The organism is Desulfotignum balticum DSM 7044 (assembly GCF_000421285.1).
GTDB lineage: Bacteria > Desulfobacterota > Desulfobacteria > Desulfobacterales > Desulfobacteraceae > Desulfotignum > Desulfotignum balticum.
The window spans coordinates 3,511,931-3,527,978 of sequence record NZ_ATWO01000001.1 but is presented as its reverse complement, the minus strand read 5'-3'; the positions used below and the strand labels follow the sequence as shown (position 1 = coordinate 3,527,978).

Annotated in this window: 16 protein-coding genes; 4 read left to right on the top strand and 12 right to left on the bottom strand. The window is 53.3% G+C overall.

The annotated features are described in order from the left end of the window. Position 1: 1 nt before the first annotated feature. Entirely contained in the window at positions 2–916 is a 915-nt protein-coding gene (locus K365_RS0117820; protein WP_024335673.1) for an AEC family transporter, read from the top strand. On the opposite strand, the gene K365_RS0117815 is transcribed toward K365_RS0117820, so the two are convergent. The 9 genes from K365_RS0117815 to K365_RS28015 all read right to left on the bottom strand — a co-directional run bounded on the left by K365_RS0117815 (position 885) and on the right by K365_RS28015 (position 9,283). Beyond that, on the bottom strand, positions 885–1,556 hold the full coding sequence (locus K365_RS0117815) for a TetR/AcrR family transcriptional regulator (RefSeq protein WP_024335672.1): 672 nt from the start codon (positions 1,554–1,556) through the stop codon (positions 885–887). The two genes, K365_RS0117820 and K365_RS0117815, sit on opposite strands and share 32 nt — an antisense overlap. Before the next feature lie 263 nt (positions 1,557–1,819). Continuing rightward, the gene (cooS, locus tag K365_RS0117805) at positions 1,820–3,781 is read right to left on the bottom strand and encodes an anaerobic carbon-monoxide dehydrogenase catalytic subunit (protein WP_024335671.1); all 1,962 of its coding nucleotides are present in this window, start codon (positions 3,779–3,781) and stop codon (positions 1,820–1,822) included. 161 nt (positions 3,782–3,942) lie between these two features. Beyond that, positions 3,943–4,695 carry an N-acyl homoserine lactonase family protein gene (locus K365_RS0117800; protein ID WP_024335670.1) on the bottom strand — a complete coding sequence of 251 codons (753 nt, stop codon included), beginning with the start codon at positions 4,693–4,695 and terminating at the stop codon, positions 3,943–3,945. 44 nt (positions 4,696–4,739) lie between these two features. Next, positions 4,740–5,132 carry a NifB/NifX family molybdenum-iron cluster-binding protein gene (locus K365_RS0117795; RefSeq protein ID WP_006968605.1) on the bottom strand — a complete coding sequence of 131 codons (393 nt, stop codon included), beginning with the start codon at positions 5,130–5,132 and terminating at the stop codon, positions 4,740–4,742. Between the two features lie 114 nt (positions 5,133–5,246). Further along, positions 5,247–6,470 (bottom strand): diaminopimelate decarboxylase family protein, encoded by a 1,224-nt coding sequence (locus K365_RS0117790; RefSeq protein ID WP_024335669.1) that lies wholly within the window; start codon positions 6,468–6,470, stop codon positions 5,247–5,249. Next, positions 6,467–7,744, bottom strand: coding sequence for an ATP-grasp domain-containing protein (locus tag K365_RS0117785; RefSeq protein WP_024335668.1), 1,278 nt, complete (start codon positions 7,742–7,744; stop codon positions 6,467–6,469). The genes K365_RS0117790 and K365_RS0117785 overlap by 4 nt, the downstream gene beginning before the upstream one ends. Then, positions 7,713–8,684: a GNAT family N-acetyltransferase gene (locus K365_RS0117780; protein ID WP_006968602.1), complete on the bottom strand. Its 972-nt coding sequence runs from the start codon at positions 8,682–8,684 to the stop codon at positions 7,713–7,715. The genes K365_RS0117785 and K365_RS0117780 overlap by 32 nt, the downstream gene beginning before the upstream one ends. Continuing rightward, on the bottom strand, positions 8,685–9,086 hold the full coding sequence (gene speD / locus K365_RS25905) for an S-adenosylmethionine decarboxylase (RefSeq protein ID WP_024335666.1): 402 nt from the start codon (positions 9,084–9,086) through the stop codon (positions 8,685–8,687). A gap of 32 nt (positions 9,087–9,118) precedes the next feature. Next, positions 9,119–9,283, bottom strand: coding sequence for a hypothetical protein (locus tag K365_RS28015; protein WP_006968600.1), 165 nt, complete (start codon positions 9,281–9,283; stop codon positions 9,119–9,121). Positions 9,284–9,719: 436 nt separating this feature from the next. Here K365_RS28015 and K365_RS0117755 point away from each other — a divergent pair, with 436 nt between their 5' ends. Genes K365_RS0117755 through K365_RS0117745 form a run of 3 tightly spaced genes read left to right on the top strand, consistent with a single transcriptional unit; the run spans position 9,720 to position 13,709 of the window. Continuing rightward, positions 9,720–11,198 carry a sigma-54 interaction domain-containing protein gene (locus K365_RS0117755; protein WP_024335664.1) on the top strand — a complete coding sequence of 493 codons (1,479 nt, stop codon included), beginning with the start codon at positions 9,720–9,722 and terminating at the stop codon, positions 11,196–11,198. A 3-nt stretch (positions 11,199–11,201) separates the two neighbouring features. After that, positions 11,202–11,600, top strand: coding sequence for a hypothetical protein (locus K365_RS0117750; RefSeq protein ID WP_024335663.1), 399 nt, complete (start codon positions 11,202–11,204; stop codon positions 11,598–11,600). Between the two features lie 18 nt (positions 11,601–11,618). Then, positions 11,619–13,709 carry an ATP-binding protein gene (locus K365_RS0117745; RefSeq protein WP_024335662.1) on the top strand — a complete coding sequence of 697 codons (2,091 nt, stop codon included), beginning with the start codon at positions 11,619–11,621 and terminating at the stop codon, positions 13,707–13,709. Positions 13,710–13,731: 22 nt separating this feature from the next. Here K365_RS0117745 and K365_RS0117740 read toward each other — a convergent pair whose 3' ends face one another. From K365_RS0117740 to K365_RS0117730, 3 genes are all read right to left on the bottom strand, one after another. Then, a complete protein-coding gene (locus K365_RS0117740; protein ID WP_024335661.1) occupies positions 13,732–14,124 on the bottom strand; it encodes a hypothetical protein in 393 nt (130 codons plus the stop codon). Positions 14,125–14,215: 91 nt separating this feature from the next. Continuing rightward, positions 14,216–15,166: an AEC family transporter gene (locus K365_RS0117735; protein ID WP_024335660.1), complete on the bottom strand. Its 951-nt coding sequence runs from the start codon at positions 15,164–15,166 to the stop codon at positions 14,216–14,218. 85 nt (positions 15,167–15,251) lie between these two features. Further along, entirely contained in the window at positions 15,252–15,989 is a 738-nt protein-coding gene (locus tag K365_RS0117730) for a Mut7-C RNAse domain-containing protein (RefSeq protein WP_034625107.1), read from the bottom strand. Positions 15,990–16,048: the final 59 nt, after the last annotated feature.

The following is a 16,048-nucleotide window of genomic DNA, read 5'->3' as shown; positions in this document are numbered from 1 at the left end:
CATGCTGATCCTCAATACCCTGTTTCCCTTATTTATCCTGCTGCTGCTCGGCCGGATTTTAAAATCGTCCGGCATGACGGACCCGCGGTTTCTGGCCATGTCCGACCGGCTGGTATATTATGTGTTTTTTCCGGTTATGCTGTTCTGGAAAATCGGGACCAGTACCCCGGATCAGGGCGTGAGTGCCGGCCTTTGCCTGGCAGGGCTTTCCGGGGTGTTTCTGGCATTTGCCGCAAGCCTTGCGGCGATTCGGTATTTTAAGATTTCCGCGTTTCAGGCAGGATCGTTCTGCCAGGCTTGTTTTCGATTCAACACCTATATCGGCATGGCTCTGGTGTTGACTGTGCTGGGTGAAGACGGGGTACGTCATTTCGGGATTCTGGCCGGGGTGGTCATTCCCGTGATCAATGTGCTGTCCGTGTCCGTGCTGGTTTGGTATTCCGGCGGCAACCCCTCCATCCGGGAAAACCTGAAATATTTTGTCCGGGCCCTGGTATCCAATCCCCTGATTATCGGATGTGTGGCCGGATTTTTGTTTTCCCGGTCAGACCTGGTGTTTCCCGTGTTTGTCCAAAATACGTTTTCTCTGATGACCTCTGTGACCCTGCCTCTGGCATTGATTTCCATCGGCGGGTCTTTGCGGTTCAAGGGTCTGGCCGATCATGCCGGGGTATCGCTGCTGGCCGCCGGGATCAAGCTGCTTTTGCTGCCGCTGTCAGGGTTTTTGCTGCTCAAAGGATTTCAGGTGACGGGCACGGCGTTTACGGCGGGCATGATCTTTTTTTCTTTGCCCACGTCCACAGCGATTTATGTGCTGTCCGGGCAGTTGAACTCGGACACGGATCTGGCATCCGGGGCCATCATGGTTTCCACGCTGCTGTCTTTTATTCCCCTGACGCTGTCTTTGCTGATCTGATGGCTTCAGGTTCTGAAACCGGAGCGTCATTGCCCGGGCCCACGCCACCGGCACCCAATGCATCCAAAGCACTTTGCCGCATGGTCCGGGCGATTTCTTCCAACGAATCCAGGTGTTTCAATGAATTGCGAAGAATGCCGAACCCTTCGGAAAGCGCAAGAATCGTGGCCGCGGCCTTTTCCTTGTCCGGAACTCTGACCAGACCGGCCTTTTCCCAGGCCGTGATTTCTCTGATGCCGAAAGTAATGAATTTTTTCTGCATGGCCTGGATCCGGTCCCGGATATCGGCATTTCTGAACCCCATGGCGTAACAGGACCAGAACACGGCATCCCGCTGGGGTCCTTTACCGCTGGTGGTGAACAAAATGCGCATCAGGCACTGAAACCGGTCTTTGGGGGCCGTGTGGTTTTCCAGTTCCGCGTGATAGGATTTCATGGAAATTTTGAACAGATAATCCACCATTTCCATGATCAGGCCTTCTTTGCTTTTGAAATAATGGATCAACAGCCCGGAGTTGACCCCCATGCGGGTGGCGACTTTACCGATGGTCATACCCATGAAGCCTTCGTCTTCCACCACTTTATAGGTATGGTGAAGGATTTCAGGTTTTCGGATATGGGAGATGCTTTTGCGGCCCATGCACAGGATCCTTGTTTTTGATTGTCTGTCCGCTTATTTATATAAGGGCCTGTGCGGGATGTCAATTTTTTTTCACCGGCCGGCAGGCACCGGTTCCTCCGGATGGCTGGATGATGTGCGTGTGGGGAAGCGGCAAAAGACCGTTTCCGAAAAAAGTGGGGCCCCGGGTGGGGTGTCTTGCTGTCGGCCTGGAATCCACGGGGTGGCTCCGACAGTCCGCCAGCAAGACACCCCTTACCCGGGGCCTGGCTGTGCAAAGGGTATCAGGCCAGGGCCCGGCGGTCGTTCATGTCCACCAGCACTCTTTCCCGGGCCTTGTCAATGCCCAGCTGTCTGCGTTTCTTGTCAATATGATCGATCATGAGCCTGGCAATTTCAATGGGGTCCGTGGCCATGCCCCATTTGCCGTATCCCTGCTGTTCCAGCCCATCAAACAAAAGATCATGGAACCGGGTGCCGGCCAGGGCGGGAAATCCCACACCAAATACCGTGTAAACCCCGGAAGACACAAAATACTGACCGATGGCCAGGGCTTTTTCACTCATCCATTCCGGCGCACACCCGGCTGCAGGCAGATCGGCAATGCTGTTGCCCAACCCCCCGGCCTTGACCATGGCGGAGGCCGCAATCAGAATCCGGGTGTTGTCCACGCACGATCCTAAGCCCAGCACGGGCGGCATCCCCACGGTCTCACACACCTCGGACAGTCCCGGACCGGCCAGGGCCGCGGCTTCCGGCGTGAGAAAACCGGCTTTGGACAGGGCGATCTGGGAACATCCGGTCTGGAGCACCAGCACATCGTTTTTAATCAGTTCCCTGACCAGTTCCACATGCACGTAATCCTGCTTGACCTTGGGGTTGGTGCAGCCCACCACCCCGGCCACGCCCCGGATACGGCCGTTGATGATATTGTCGTTCAACGGAGAATAAGACCCTCTGAACGTGCCGCCCAGCATGTATTCGATGTATTCATGGGAAAATCCCTGAATCCCTTTCTGGACCTGGTTGGGAATCTGGATCGGTTTGCTCCGGGCGCCGAACCGGGAGATGGCCTTGATCAGGACTTCATCCGTGCAGGTCCGGGGATCGGTTTCGTCAAATTGAATGTGGGTGGCCCCCTCGATATGGGCCCGGTCGCTGGTGGTGATCAGATGGGTGTCATAGCATTTTGCCACCTGGGCCAGTCCCTGCTTGATGCACTGGATATCCACCACCATGGCATCCACGGCCCCCGTGACCAGGACGGCTTCCGTGGACGAGAAATTGCCGGCATGGGGAATCCCGTGGCGGGACATCATTTCCGCACCCGAGCAGCACATGCCCACCAGGTTGATGCCGGCGGCCCCTTTGTCTTTGGCGGCCTGGATGAAGAACGGATCATTCACCCCCGCCAGCATGCCTTCAAACATGGCGGGTTCGTGTCCGTGGACAATCACGTTCACGTGATCTTCCTTGAGCACCCCCATGTTCACTTCCGCCACAATGGGAGACGGGGTGCCGAACATGATGTCGGACAGTTCCGTGGCCACCATGGAACCGCCCCAGCCGTCGGCCAGGGCCGTGCGGCTGATCTGTTTCATCAGGTGGTTGTAATCCTGGTCGCACCCGATGTGGGTCCGGCTCATCATCTCCATGATCTCTTTCATGGCGCCTCTGGGCACGATGCCGTCCTTGCGCCACAATTCCAGCGTGGCGGCGGGCACCCGTTTCATGAACGGCATTTCCCCGTCCACATTGGAAAAGGTTTTTTCCAGCTCATCGCACAGGTCTTTTGCCACATCTTCCACAGACCGGTCTTCAGTATCAATGCCCAGCTCGTTTGCCAGGTTTTGCAGTTTCAGGGTATCGGCAATGGAAAAATCAGTCACGCTTTTTTCGATAATCCCTTTGAACAGATGAAGGATGTGCTGGCCGTGGTCATTATGGGACGCTGATCCCGTGGCCACATTCCGGGCCAGGTTCCGGGCCGTGATGGTGTCGATGGTGGCACCGCAGATGCCGACTTTTTTGTACGGGTCCCTGGGATTGATGCGGCAGGGCCCCATGAAACAATGTTTGCAGCAGGCCGATTCCACGCCGATGGGGCAGGGTTTCATGTCCACGGCCCGGTCCAGGTTGAGAACAACGCCGTCTTTTCTGGCTTTTTCCAGCATCTGGCGGGTGGCTTCACAAGTGGTTAAATCCGATGCCGGCACCTGTTTGGTGACAGGGATATCCTTGGGCATAATCATCTCCTTGAAAATCAGTTTATGAACAAATTTTTTTTACGATATCTATGGAAGAGACAATCGGTCGCCCGATTGCCGGTTTATCTTCCCCCTTATGAAGCTTAAGATACACAAGGGAAAAGATTTATTCCTTGATTTATATCAAAAAATCAGAAAAATTACGCGCCGATCACGTCAATGGCTGCAAACCGCGGTTCGTGCAGGGGAATGAGAATGTCCGCCTGTTTTTTCACGGTTTCCAGAATATTATATGCCTCGTAGACATCCACATGGGTGCCCGGCGGGATCACAGCCATTTCCATTCCTAAAATTTCCGGCGGTGGATCCATGTTTTCGTCAATAATGCAGAATCCCGTGATGGCGGCTTTTCCTTTGGGCGTATCCACCAGCACGGTCATGCCGCCCGAGGTGTGGGCCGGGGTGTGGATCATGCGGATGCCCGGGACAATGTCCGTGTCCGCGGTCAACACCTGTATCTGGCCGTTGTCTTCAACATCCTCGATATAGTCCTCCAGATACCGGTAATCCAGGGGATGGGGATTGTGCACCGCTTCCAGTTCTTTTTCATGAACAAAGAACCGGGCGTTTTCGCATTTATAATCATTTTCGCAGTGGTCCGTGTGCAGATGGGTGTGGATCACGATGTCGATGTCTTTGGGCGTGAGCCCGTGGCGGGCCAGCCCGTCTTCAAAGGTGTATATTTTGCCGTTGATGGCCGCTTCCCGGTCTTGGGACTGGATGGGGTGCATCTCGCCCGTGTCCACTAAGATGGTCTGATCACCGCCTTTGATAAGCCAGGCATAGATGGGAATGGTATAAGTCTGGCCCTGGCCGTGCTGATACGTCATCATGCTTTTATCAAATACTTTGGTTCCTAAGACAATGGGATGAATGGTCAATGATCCGGTCATGATATATCACCTTTATGCTGAAATAATGGCAGTCAGGGTTTGATTCAGTGATGATGTCCGCAACCACCCTCTTTTTTGTTTTTCTTGCCCTGGCACAGATCGAACATGTGAAACAGCTTAAGATCGCCGGATTTCATCAGTTCTAAATTTTCGCCCACCGTGTCTTTTTGTGCGGCATAGACACGGATGTCCGCGCTGTGCATGTTTCGCTGCCCCCCGTCTCCGATACACTTGGTGACCACGGCATCCACGGATTCCGCTTTGTCAAATATCCCGGTTTTACATCCGGCATTGGGGTTTTCAATTTTCTGGTTGGTCCGGGGCTGGATCTCTCCGGTTTCCAGATCCACCACCAGAAACAGCTCTGCCACGCCGAAATGGTCGTTGACCAGGCTGTCCAGTCCTTTATCTTCTTTGACCGGGAATGCAATTTTCATGGGTCCCTCCGTTAATGATTGGGTGATATGCCGGACGATTCTGCCCGGCAACAGTTATAAGAATAATGCATTCCCCGGCAAAATCAACCGGGATGTCCGGCAGATGCCGATTAATTACAGGAGGATTGTTTTTGGCAGCGGTTTGATAAATGACTGTCTGAGGCTGTAGGTGTAGGCGCCCTGAAAAGGGATCATCAGAATATCCCCTTCCTGAATGTCCGTGCCGAAAAAAGAATATCCCCAGGCATCATGGGGGGTGCACAAGGATCCTAAAATGCGGCAGGGCTTTTCAGTCAGGCCGGGCCGGGTCAGGTTGAGCACGGGAAAATAATCGGTTTCAAACCGCTCCCAGCCCACGGCATTGGTGCCGGCATCCGTGATCACCATGTCCGGCATTTTTTTGTCAATGACCTGAATAAGGATGTGCATGGCATCATGGCAGATCCACCTTCCGGGTTCAAAGCAGATACAGAAATTCCCATGAGGCAGCACATGGCGGGTCAAGGCGTTGGACAGATCTCTGGCAAAGGTTTCCACGGGGGCGGCCGGCACATGAAAATGGCGCAACGGATCATCCGACACCAGCCATTCCCCTTTTTCCGGCCAGTACCCGCCGCCGATGTCCATGAATTTGCAGTGGGCCAGAAACTCAGGCGGCATGGCGGACAGCAGACCGCTCAAACTGGAAATGATCTCAACCTGCCGGTCCGGGGTCATGTTCCAGGAGGAATGAAATTGGATCCCCGTGCAGGTCAAAAATGGGTGGGCGTCAATTTCCTGTATCAGGGGACGCAGCTGGTCCGGCATGATACCGAATTTCTGCCACAACCCTTGAGGCTGGCAGTTCAGCCGGATCCCGGCGGATAAATGCTGCTTTTTTTCCGCCAGAATCGCCATCAATCGCCGGCATTCGCCCATACTGTCCATAAGCAGGGTGACCCGGTCCGGATGGTTTGCCGCCATTTTCAGCTCCGGGTTTGTTTTGCCCGGACCGCTGAAAATAATGTCCGGGGCGTTCAGGTCCAGGGCGGCTGCCAGCTCCATACCCGACGACACATCCAGGCCGAATCCTTCCCCAAGCAGAATGCGGGATATCTCAGGCATGGAATTGCTTTTCATGGCATAGTAAAACCGGGTGTGAGCCAGGAGGGACGCAAACGCGGTCCGAAACCGGGCGGCCTGGCGGATCAGCATGGCCGGGTCCACCAGATACAGAGGCGATCCATGGGTTTTAACACAGTCTATATAGCGCTGAGATTGATCAAACAGCGGCGCCACCTGGCTTGTGAGAAAGTCAGATGTCATTTCAGGATAAGAAACATTGGTCTGCAAGGTCATCGGATCTCTATTTCCAGGTGCCGGGCCAGCAGCGAACACCGGGTTTCAGGAAAATGCCATCCATAGGTGTCAAAGATGACATGTCCCAAAAACCAGGAATCATAATCATCCGGCGGCAGGACAATCTCGTGGCCGGGTTGTCGGATCAGATGAATCTGTTTGACCCGGGGCTCTGATGCCAGTTGCCGGGCATCGATCGACTGAAGAATCCCGCTTTTTTTGGCATGAATCCGGATGGCCATGTGGGGGGAGAACTGGTAATCACAAGGGTTCCATGGCCGGTTCCGGGCCACATCCAGAGCCAGTTTTAAAATATCCAGGTTCCCGGAGATATCCAGCAGCCAGGGCAGGCAGTCGCCGCCGGGACGGGGGGTCATTTCTATGAGATAGGGCCGGTTGTTTTTGATCACAAAATCAACCATGCAGATACCCGTGTCAAGACCCAGGGCCCGGGCCGCTTTTTCAAGAATATGGGTCACCATTTCCACGGGCACCTGCAACGGCAGGTTCCCGGGAACCTCATATCCGGCCGCCGTGCCAAAGGGCATGTTTGCGGGAATGATTTTCCGGGCCACCCGGATCAGGGTCAGACCGGTTTTGGTGAGAATGAAATCCGCGCTGTATTCCGGCCCGCATATCCGTTCTTCGGCCAGAATCAAATGATCCGGATGGGCAAACAAGGGGTGTTCTTTTCTTTTTTCCAGGCCGGAAACCATCGTGTGAAACGCGGTTTCCGCTTCTTTGGGGTTCCGGCATTGAAATACCAGTTCGCTGCCGCTGCCCCGGACCGGTTTCAACACCAGCCCGGCCGTGACATTTTTAAAAATGGGCATCACATCATCGATATGGTGAACCGGCCACACCCGGGGGCAGGGAATGTCACTGGCCTGCCATATCTGCTTGGCAATCCGTTTGTCCCGGCAGTTCAAAATAGCGGATTCGTCAGGATATGAAAGCGCCAAAGCCCTGGCCAGCCGGGCCGCCGTGACCATGGATTCACAGTCAAAACAGGCGATACCATCAGGTGTCTGAGCATAGGTGTCCATGTGAGCGGTCAACGCCTGAATCAGAGAAGCGGTGTCTGACAGGTCCCATACCAGTTCTTCGGATGGCTCCGGCACGGGTTCCCGGGCTGTCTGCCGGACATGCGGGGCTGTGATAAAAAGCGCCTCATGGGGATACCGGGTCCGGATCCATTCAATGTAATCGGCCGTGGTGCCCACCACCAGCACTGTGGGTGTCTTATGCACAGCGGATGTGTCCGTGGTCTGCATGAATGCCGGACTCCTGAAGCATGGTATGGGTGGTAATCTGGTACAGGGGAACAGACGTCAGCCGGAACCGCTGTTTCCAGTTGAAATCCCCGCACAGAAAATCCACGTATTTCAGGTGTCGGGTGCACGCCCATTGCAGATGATGCCGGTTGATGAGCTTGGCAACACCGGGAAATTCCGGATGGGTGCCGCCGGCCAAAAGCGTATAGGTGTCTTTCCACACGGCCCCCATGTCCACGGCCGCCAGTTTGCCTGCGATGTGCACACAAGTCATGCGAAGCAGTCCCATTTTGTTGAAAAATTCCGCCAGCAGTTCAAATGAACGAAGAAACCGGGCATCGTGAAAATAGGCATCCTGCCCGAATGCCGCCACATTCATTTGAAACAGCTGGGCCATATCCGACAGGGTGCCTTGGGAGATGCAGACATCCCTGGCTTCCAGTTTGCGGATATCTGCATTCAGTTTTTTCCGGGTTTTACCGGGTATGGACTGCCAGTAGGTATGAAAGTCAAATCCAAAAGACGCGGGAAAAAACAGATACCGGGTTTCGTCCGGAGCCAGCAGGCCCGTCGGATTCATACCGGTCCGGTATTTGATGTACCGCAGATCCACGGGCCCCGGCACGGCATCCAGAAGCGTTTCCAGGATTTCCGGAGATTGCGCGATAATCCGGTTCTGCTCAAGCCAGGTCCGGCCCTGCCAGGTTTCTCCGGGAAACTGGACAAACGTGCCGGCATCATCATTTCTGCATAAGGCCAGCAGACCCACGGGCCGGCCGGCCTGTTCAGCCACATGAAACGCCAGGGGCCGGTCAAAAGCTTTGTGAAAGCACCACCTGACCGGCCACAGATCGAACAGAACCCGTCCGGGCCACAGGCTTTCCCATAATTTCCTGCAATGGGCCGGGTCCTGGTACAGGACATGTTGTATGCCGCTCATTTACAGACGGTGGGTGACGGAGATTCTGGAAAAAGACCCGCCGAAACTGGTTTGGGAAAACTCACGGACCACTTCCGGATCATAGGCTTTACAGCTGAACACATCCAGGTAAACGGTATTGGTCAGGTTGGCGAAATGGGCGGAGATCAGGGAGGTTTCAATCAACTGCACCATGGAAAACCCCGCCACTTTTTCATCTTCGCCAAAATGCACCACCTGGGTGTCACCAAAGCGCTTCATTTCGATCAGATCGCACAGCTGTACCACAAATGATTTAATGTATTCGGCATCCCGGATTTTTTTGGGGTCACATTCATAAATGTCGATGGCAGATGCAATGCCCCAGGCTTCGGGCATGGTTTCCAGGGTGACGTTTGATTTGATGCAGCTAGATACGTTCATTGAAGATTTCCTTTTTTTAAGGCAGCGCACAGCTACCATTTGGGTTTGGTTCGATTTTTCTGATACGGTTTTTTTTCTGATTCTTTCCGATGATTGTGGCGTTCCTGACGGTCTTCCCAGCTCAGGTCCTCTTCCTGGGTTTCCTTGAACTTCGGGGCTTTGTGTTTAGATCGTCGGTTGCTTTCTCTTTGAATCATGTCTAACCCTTCCTGGTTGTTTTTTTTTCTTTCATTTTTCCGGTCCGAAGGTTTTCCGAAATCCGGCTTGTTCTGTTTTGGATCATTTAAAACATCTGGATCAATTGGACCACCTGGGACAAAGCAGAAATTGTGCCACAGGCATATTATTTTTATTTTCTTAAAAATCAGTGAGTTATAAAATTTTATTTTTTCAGGACAGGATTAGATTTCGGTATTATTTTACCACAAACACAATTTCGGCCGTTTGATACTGAAAATTTTGCAGATCCAGGTGTGGACATGTCATTAAAAGATCCTTGCCTAAAGGTCGAAACCCCGGTTTTTTCTGGATTTTTTGGGTGAAGTGCTGTATTTTTTCCGAAATCGGTATAAAACAGTGATATGAAATTCGGTATTCATTTACCACAATATACGTGCTGAGGAGATTTTTTCTGTGCTGACCCGGCTTGTGTGTGCCGTCAAAGAAAAAAAACTGGCTGCTGCCATTGAAAAGCGGCTGGCCCAGGCGGATATCCGGCTGACGGTGTTTCATCACCCTCACAACACCTGGCAGGACCTGGTGAGAAGCTGTGCCGATGTGTTTCTTGTCAGCCGGACCCTGATTCCCCGGCCCGTGGATGCCAGTGTCGCTATCTTGAACAATCTGCCGGAAAAACCCATCACCATTATTCTGGATGACCGGGAATCCTCCAACGCCCATGCCAATCTTCTGGGCGCGGGTGCGGATATGGTGCTGTATGCGGGACTGCCGCCGGACCGGCTGGTGGAAGCCATTGAAACCACCCTGACCTCCCGGCAGCAGTTCTATGATTTGAACCGGTTTGATCACCGGGGCCGGTCCCAGCCCCGGCTCCATGATTTTACTTCCACCAGCCGGGACATGCAGATGTTTCTGGAAGAGGTCCACCAGGTGGTGGCCACGGATGCCAGCCTGTTGCTCCAGGGGGAGACGGGCGTGGGAAAAGAGCATCTGTCCAAAGCCATCCACGCGGAAAGCCACCGGTCAGGGGGGCCGTTCATTGCCTTGAACATGGCGGCCATTCCCGATCAATTGATGGAAAGTGAGCTGTTCGGTCATGAACAGGGTGCGTTTACCGGTGCGATCCGGTCCCGGAGAGGGGCGTTTGAGCTGGCCCACGGGGGCACTCTTTTCCTGGATGAGATCGGAGAGATGCCGTTGAAGACCCAGTCCAAGCTGCTCAGGGTGCTTCAGGATTTCGAGTTTATTCCCATTGGCGGGGAAGCGCCTGTGTGGGTGGATGTCCGGGTCATCGCCGCCACCAACAAGGATCTGACCCGGGAGGTTGAAAAAAAAAGATTCCGCCAGGATCTGTATTACCGGCTGGGGGTGATCACCCTGACATTGCCGCCGCTGCGGCAGCGCAAAGAAGACATTCCCGTCATGGCCGAACAGTTTCTGATTCAGCAGGTCCAGCGCATGGGACGGGATATTGACGGGTTTTCAGAGGATGCCGTGCATGCCCTGTGCGAATATGCCTGGCCCGGTAACGTCCGGGAGCTGATGAATGTCATTGAACGGGCTGTATTGCTTTGCCGGTCGGATCGGATTACACTGACGGATCTGCCCTCCGGATTTCAGTTGACAAAAGAAATTCCCGGAACCTGGATCCATACGGATGAAACCGATCCTGAAACGGCCTGGGAAGGCCGGACCCTGGATCAGGTCAAATCCCGGGTCATGGCCCGGGTGGAGAAAAAATATATTGAGATGGTGCTTGAAAAAACCCGGGGCCGGGTGGGGGAAGCGGCCCGGATAGCGGGCATCCATCCCAGGGGTCTGTATGGGAAAATGAAGAAACTGGGAATTGACAAGGACCGGTTCAAGACGGGTAAGGACCGGGAAAACGCCCATGCTGCCCGTGAAACCCGTGTGACAGGAATTCAGGGATAATTCATGACTTTAAAAGAGATGGCACCCAAAACCGGACCCAGTGCGTGGAAGATTCCTGTATTTTGTCTGTGTCTTGCCGTGGTCCTGGTGTATGCCAAACCGTTTCTGGCCGGCCGGATATTTCATCCGGATCCCATGCCCGTGATTTCCGATACCCGTTCTGATTCAGATATCACCATTTTATACCATGAACGGCCGCCCTATTATGTCACCGGCCCTCTGGGCATATACGGCCTGTTGCCCGAAAATTTCAAATTCGTCCGGTTTTCAGATATGCCCGGGGGAAACCAACGGTATTTGTTGTTCAGCCAGACAACGGATACGGCCATTATTGACCGAGTCAATGCCGCCATTATTGAACAGCGTGCTGCCGACCCGGCCGACCCGGCAAAATATGAGTGATATGAAAAGAGGCCTGCTTTGATCCGAAAAAATGATACGGCCGTTGCAGCGATTCTGCTTGTGGTCCTGTTCGGCACCCTGGTGTTCATCCATGAGGTCCGGGTCCGGGAAAAAGCCCATCAGGGCATTGCCGTCCATGCCGGTATTGTGGCCAATGCCCTGTGGAACCATAACAAGGAAGGGGTTTCCCAGTATCTGATGCTTGCTGCAAAACTGGAAAACTATGCCTCGGTCATGGTGATGGATACCCGGGGGAATGTGTTTCAAAAAGTGTCTGGTACCTCTGCCGGCATCCTGGATCGGTTTTTTTCGCCCCTGAAACTGGTCCCGCGGCAAACCCTGGTTTCACCGGTTCGATATGATGACAAAATCATCGGCACCCTCCAGGCGGTGTGGGTCTGCGACACGATTTACTTTGATGCCATGCTTCTGGTGATTCTGGTCATGGTGTTTGTTATTTTTCTGCTGTACACGCGGGTGGTGAATGAGAAAAAAATGCTGGAAAACCGGGTGACTCACCGCACGGGAGAACTGTCGGAACTGAACAAACATCTGCAAAAAGAGATTGAAGAACACAAAGCGGCAAAACAGGCCCTGGAAAAAAGCGAGGAGCGATACCGGGCCTATTTTGAAGAAAATATCGCCGGGGCTTATATTTCAACCCCTTTGGGTCGTCTGATTGACTGTAACCGGAAATATCTGGATATTTTCGGGTTTGAAAATAAATATCAGGCATTGAACTCCCCCATCACTGACATATACAGTCGTCGTGAGGAACGCAGGCAATTTCTGGATACTCTGGTTGAAAAAAGGAAAGTGTCTGCCTATGAAACCAAATTCAGGAAAACCGACGGCAGCCTGATTCATCTCATTGAAAACGCGGCCGCCGTGTTTGATGAAAACGGCCGCCTGGATCATATCCGGGGCTTTCTGCTGGATGTAACGGAAAAACACCACCTGGAATTGCAGCTTTTACAGACACAGAAAATGGAGTCCATCGGGCGGCTGGCGGGCGGGATAGCCCATGATTTCAACAACATGCTCAATGTGATTCTCGGGCACGCGGACCTGGCACTGGATAAACTCGATTCCGCCGCACCCTTGTACAACCATGTGCAGCAGATCCGAAATGCGGCCACACACTCGGCAGACATCACCCGGCAGCTGCTGGCATTTGCCAGAAAACAGACCATTTCCCCCCGGGTACTGGATCTGAACCAGACCGTGGAAGGCATGCTGACGATGCTGCGCCGGCTTTTGGGTGAGGACATCGATCTGGTGTGGGAACCCGGTGACAACACCGGGGCCGTGCAAATGGATCCCTCCCAGATCCACCAGATTATGGCCAACCTGTGCGTGAACGCCCGGGATGCCATCAAGGATGTGGGGCATATCACCATAAAAACAGAAACAAAAGTATTTTATGAACAGGAGGATTCTGATCTTTCAGGGGTCATTCCGGGCGAATTCGTGCGGCTGCGCGTGACCGACGACGGATGCGGCATGGATCAGCATACCCTGGACAATCTGTTTGATCCTTTTTTCACCACCAAGGAAGTGGGAAAAGGCACGGGCTTAGGATTGTCCACGGTGTATGGCATTGTCAAACAAAACCAGGGGTTCATTCATGTGGATTCCCGGCCGGAAAAAGGCGCCACATTCGATATTTTCCTGCCCCGGTACAAGGATGTTGTTGTGACCCCGAAAAAAGAGTCCCCCGAAAATATTCCTGCGGGCAACGGGGAGACCATACTGGTGGTGGAGGATGAAACCGCCATACTGGAACTGCTTGAAACCATGCTTGAACAACTGAAATACACGGTATTGACGGAAACATCTCCCAAAGCGGCCCTGGATCTGGCCAAAACCCGCCACGGCAAAATTCACCTGCTCATCACGGATATGGTCATGCCGGAAATGAACGGCCGGGACCTGGCCCGGCAGATGACGGCACTTTTCCCAAAAATCCGGCTGTTGTTCATGTCCGGCTACACGGACAATATCATTGCCGGGCAGGCCGGGGAGATCCAGCAGACATCGTTTATCCAGAAGCCGTTTTCCATGCAGGACATTGCCGGAAAGGTCCATGACATATTATCCGGATCATAACCGCCGCCCCTCTTTTTCAGGCTTACCTTGAAAACCGGATAGATACGGCCGTGACAATTCCCCAGACCCAGTTGTAAACAACCACCAGACCGGGAGTCCACATGCCAAGATCCATGCCGGCAAATCCTTTGCCGCTCACATAAGGAAAAATATAAAAAAGCTGAACCGCTGTGGGAAAAAGACTCAGCAGACTGCCTTTGAGCATATACCGGGATTTTAAAAACGGAAGGATGAACACCAATCCCCAGATGCCGCCCCACACGATTCTCGGATACAGCCACGAAGGTGTCAGGGCCGGTGCAATGGATACGCCCAGCCACTGGGCAACCCCGTTTTCTCCAAACTGCCATACCACAAGGCTGTTGGCCAGACCGCCGATACACCCGGCTGAAAAACAGATCATAAGATTTTTCATGATGAACAGATCCTTTGATTTATTTTCTGTATACGTGACAAATTCATGATACGGCAAAACCGGGTGTAATGCAAAAGAAAACCCGCCAACATCAGCGGGTGAATGTCTGCCACAAAGACAGCCACAGCGGCATGGCCAGGATGCACACCAGATACTGGAGCAGCATCATGCTGGCAACGGACCGGGCATCCCCCCCATAGTTTCTCACCATGAGAATCAGGTTGGTGGCCGGCGGGGACGATGTCTGGAGGATGATGACGCTGCAAAACAGCGGCATACTCTGATAAAGCCCCAGCCCATACATCACGGCAAAGGCGGCTGCCGGCATCAGAATGAATTTAACCCCTGTGACCCGGATCACATCGGCAAACGGCGGCATGTCTTTCAAAGAAATGCCGCCCAGGGTGGCGCCCAAAATAAACACGGCCAAAGGCACGGTGGCCTGGCCCAGCAGGTCCATGGCAGACAACAGGCTATCCGGTATGGCCGCGGATGTGCCGGATACCACCAGAAAGATGGCGGCCAGGGTCGCCACCAGGGGCGGAGTGACAAAATCCTGCCACCGGATGGCGGCATCCTTGTCCCCGCTGATCAGCACCTTGCCCACGCTCCACATGATGGGAGACAGGCCCAGGATCAGCAGAAAACAATACAGGGCCAGCCGGTCGAACTGGTCCGGAAACACCAGCTGTCCGATGGGCAGCACAATATAGATGGCGTTCTGAAAACTGGCCATGGAGATATACGCCCGTTTTTCCGGTCTGCGGCCGAACAGCGCAAATGCCATCCCCAGCCCGGCCAGACTGATCAGGACCCCGGACAGCGGCAAAATCCACCATTGGGCAAACCCGGACGGATCAAACTGGCTCACGGTCTTGACCACGATCAGACAGGGCAGAAAAATATTGACAGTCACAGCGGACAGGGCCTGAATATGGGTCTGGGACACAATCTTTGTGCGCACCAGGACCCCGGCAACAGCCGAAATGATAAACAACTGGAAAACAGCGGAAAAAACCGTGGTAAATGTGGGGAGGAACATGGGCGGGGTGTGTATCTCCTTTAGATAAAAGTGTTAAGTGTTAAGTTTTCAGTGTTAAGCGGAGACCGGACTGCTTTTGCTTTTATCATTTGTCGGGATCTTTCAGGCCATGAGAGGTGAATGTTTTTTTCATGGCTTCATAATGGGAGCCTTTCCAGAACACTTTCCCACACGTCGGGCATTGGAAAAAATCAAAAAAATATTTTCTGGTTTTGGGTTCCAGCCGGTGAAGAATATCGGTTTTGGCCACTTTCTTCAGGGGCTGGTTGCATTGGGTGCACCGGGAAAAAAACGCGGTCTGATCCCGGAGTCCGAAAAAATCCATCACCTCCACCACCTGGTCATAGGGAAGATTGGACCGGATTCTTCGGGCAAACACAATTTTTTTGCGCTTCAGCAGCGTGGTGTCCCGGGTCAGGACAATGCGGGATTCAGATTGCGACAGATCTGCGATCTCCTGATCTGAAAACGATGAAGAACAGGCCACGTCAAATCCCAGCAGAATGAGCAGCCGCCCCAGTTTGAGCACATTCACATCCGCGACGAACCGGACCCGGTCCAGGGGTTCCGGCCGCAGCAAAGACGGGGAACCCACGTCAAACGGCGCATCCACGGCATGAATATCCAGTTTTCCCGGCGTATCCGGAATAAAGGAAAAATCAATATCCTGATCATTGAAACAGATCCTTCCCACCTCGGTATGGGGAACCCCTGAAGACTCGATGATATCCTTGACCGATGCGCTGCGGGTCAACGGATATGCCAGATCCCTTCCTTTATGGCGTTTCGCCAGAAAAAAATCAAATGCCGGATCAAATGTCATGGAAATAATCACCCTGTATTTGTACTATGCCGGAATAAAATTTCAAATGGTTTTTTATC

Coding starts and splice junctions, on each gene's coding strand:
- K365_RS0117780 (WP_006968602.1), bottom strand. CDS start 8,684: ATGAGCGGCATACAACATGTCCTGTACCAGGACCCGGCCCATTGCAGG.
- K365_RS0117820 (WP_024335673.1), top strand. CDS start 2: ATGCTGATCCTCAATACCCTGTTTCCCTTATTTATCCTGCTGCTGCTC.
- K365_RS0117750 (WP_024335663.1), top strand. CDS start 11,202: ATGACTTTAAAAGAGATGGCACCCAAAACCGGACCCAGTGCGTGGAAG.
- speD (WP_024335666.1), bottom strand. CDS start 9,086: ATGAACGTATCTAGCTGCATCAAATCAAACGTCACCCTGGAAACCATG.
- K365_RS0117735 (WP_024335660.1), bottom strand. CDS start 15,166: ATGTTCCTCCCCACATTTACCACGGTTTTTTCCGCTGTTTTCCAGTTG.
- K365_RS0117740 (WP_024335661.1), bottom strand. CDS start 14,124: ATGAAAAATCTTATGATCTGTTTTTCAGCCGGGTGTATCGGCGGTCTG.
- K365_RS28015 (WP_006968600.1), bottom strand. CDS start 9,283: ATGATTCAAAGAGAAAGCAACCGACGATCTAAACACAAAGCCCCGAAG.
- K365_RS0117785 (WP_024335668.1), bottom strand. CDS start 7,744: ATGCAGACCACGGACACATCCGCTGTGCATAAGACACCCACAGTGCTG.
- cooS (WP_024335671.1), bottom strand. CDS start 3,781: ATGCCCAAGGATATCCCTGTCACCAAACAGGTGCCGGCATCGGATTTA.
- K365_RS0117790 (WP_024335669.1), bottom strand. CDS start 6,470: ATGACCTTGCAGACCAATGTTTCTTATCCTGAAATGACATCTGACTTT.
- K365_RS0117815 (WP_024335672.1), bottom strand. CDS start 1,556: ATGGGCCGCAAAAGCATCTCCCATATCCGAAAACCTGAAATCCTTCAC.
- K365_RS0117730 (WP_034625107.1), bottom strand. CDS start 15,989: ATGACATTTGATCCGGCATTTGATTTTTTTCTGGCGAAACGCCATAAA.
- K365_RS0117800 (WP_024335670.1), bottom strand. CDS start 4,695: ATGACCGGATCATTGACCATTCATCCCATTGTCTTAGGAACCAAAGTA.
- K365_RS0117795 (WP_006968605.1), bottom strand. CDS start 5,132: ATGAAAATTGCATTCCCGGTCAAAGAAGATAAAGGACTGGACAGCCTG.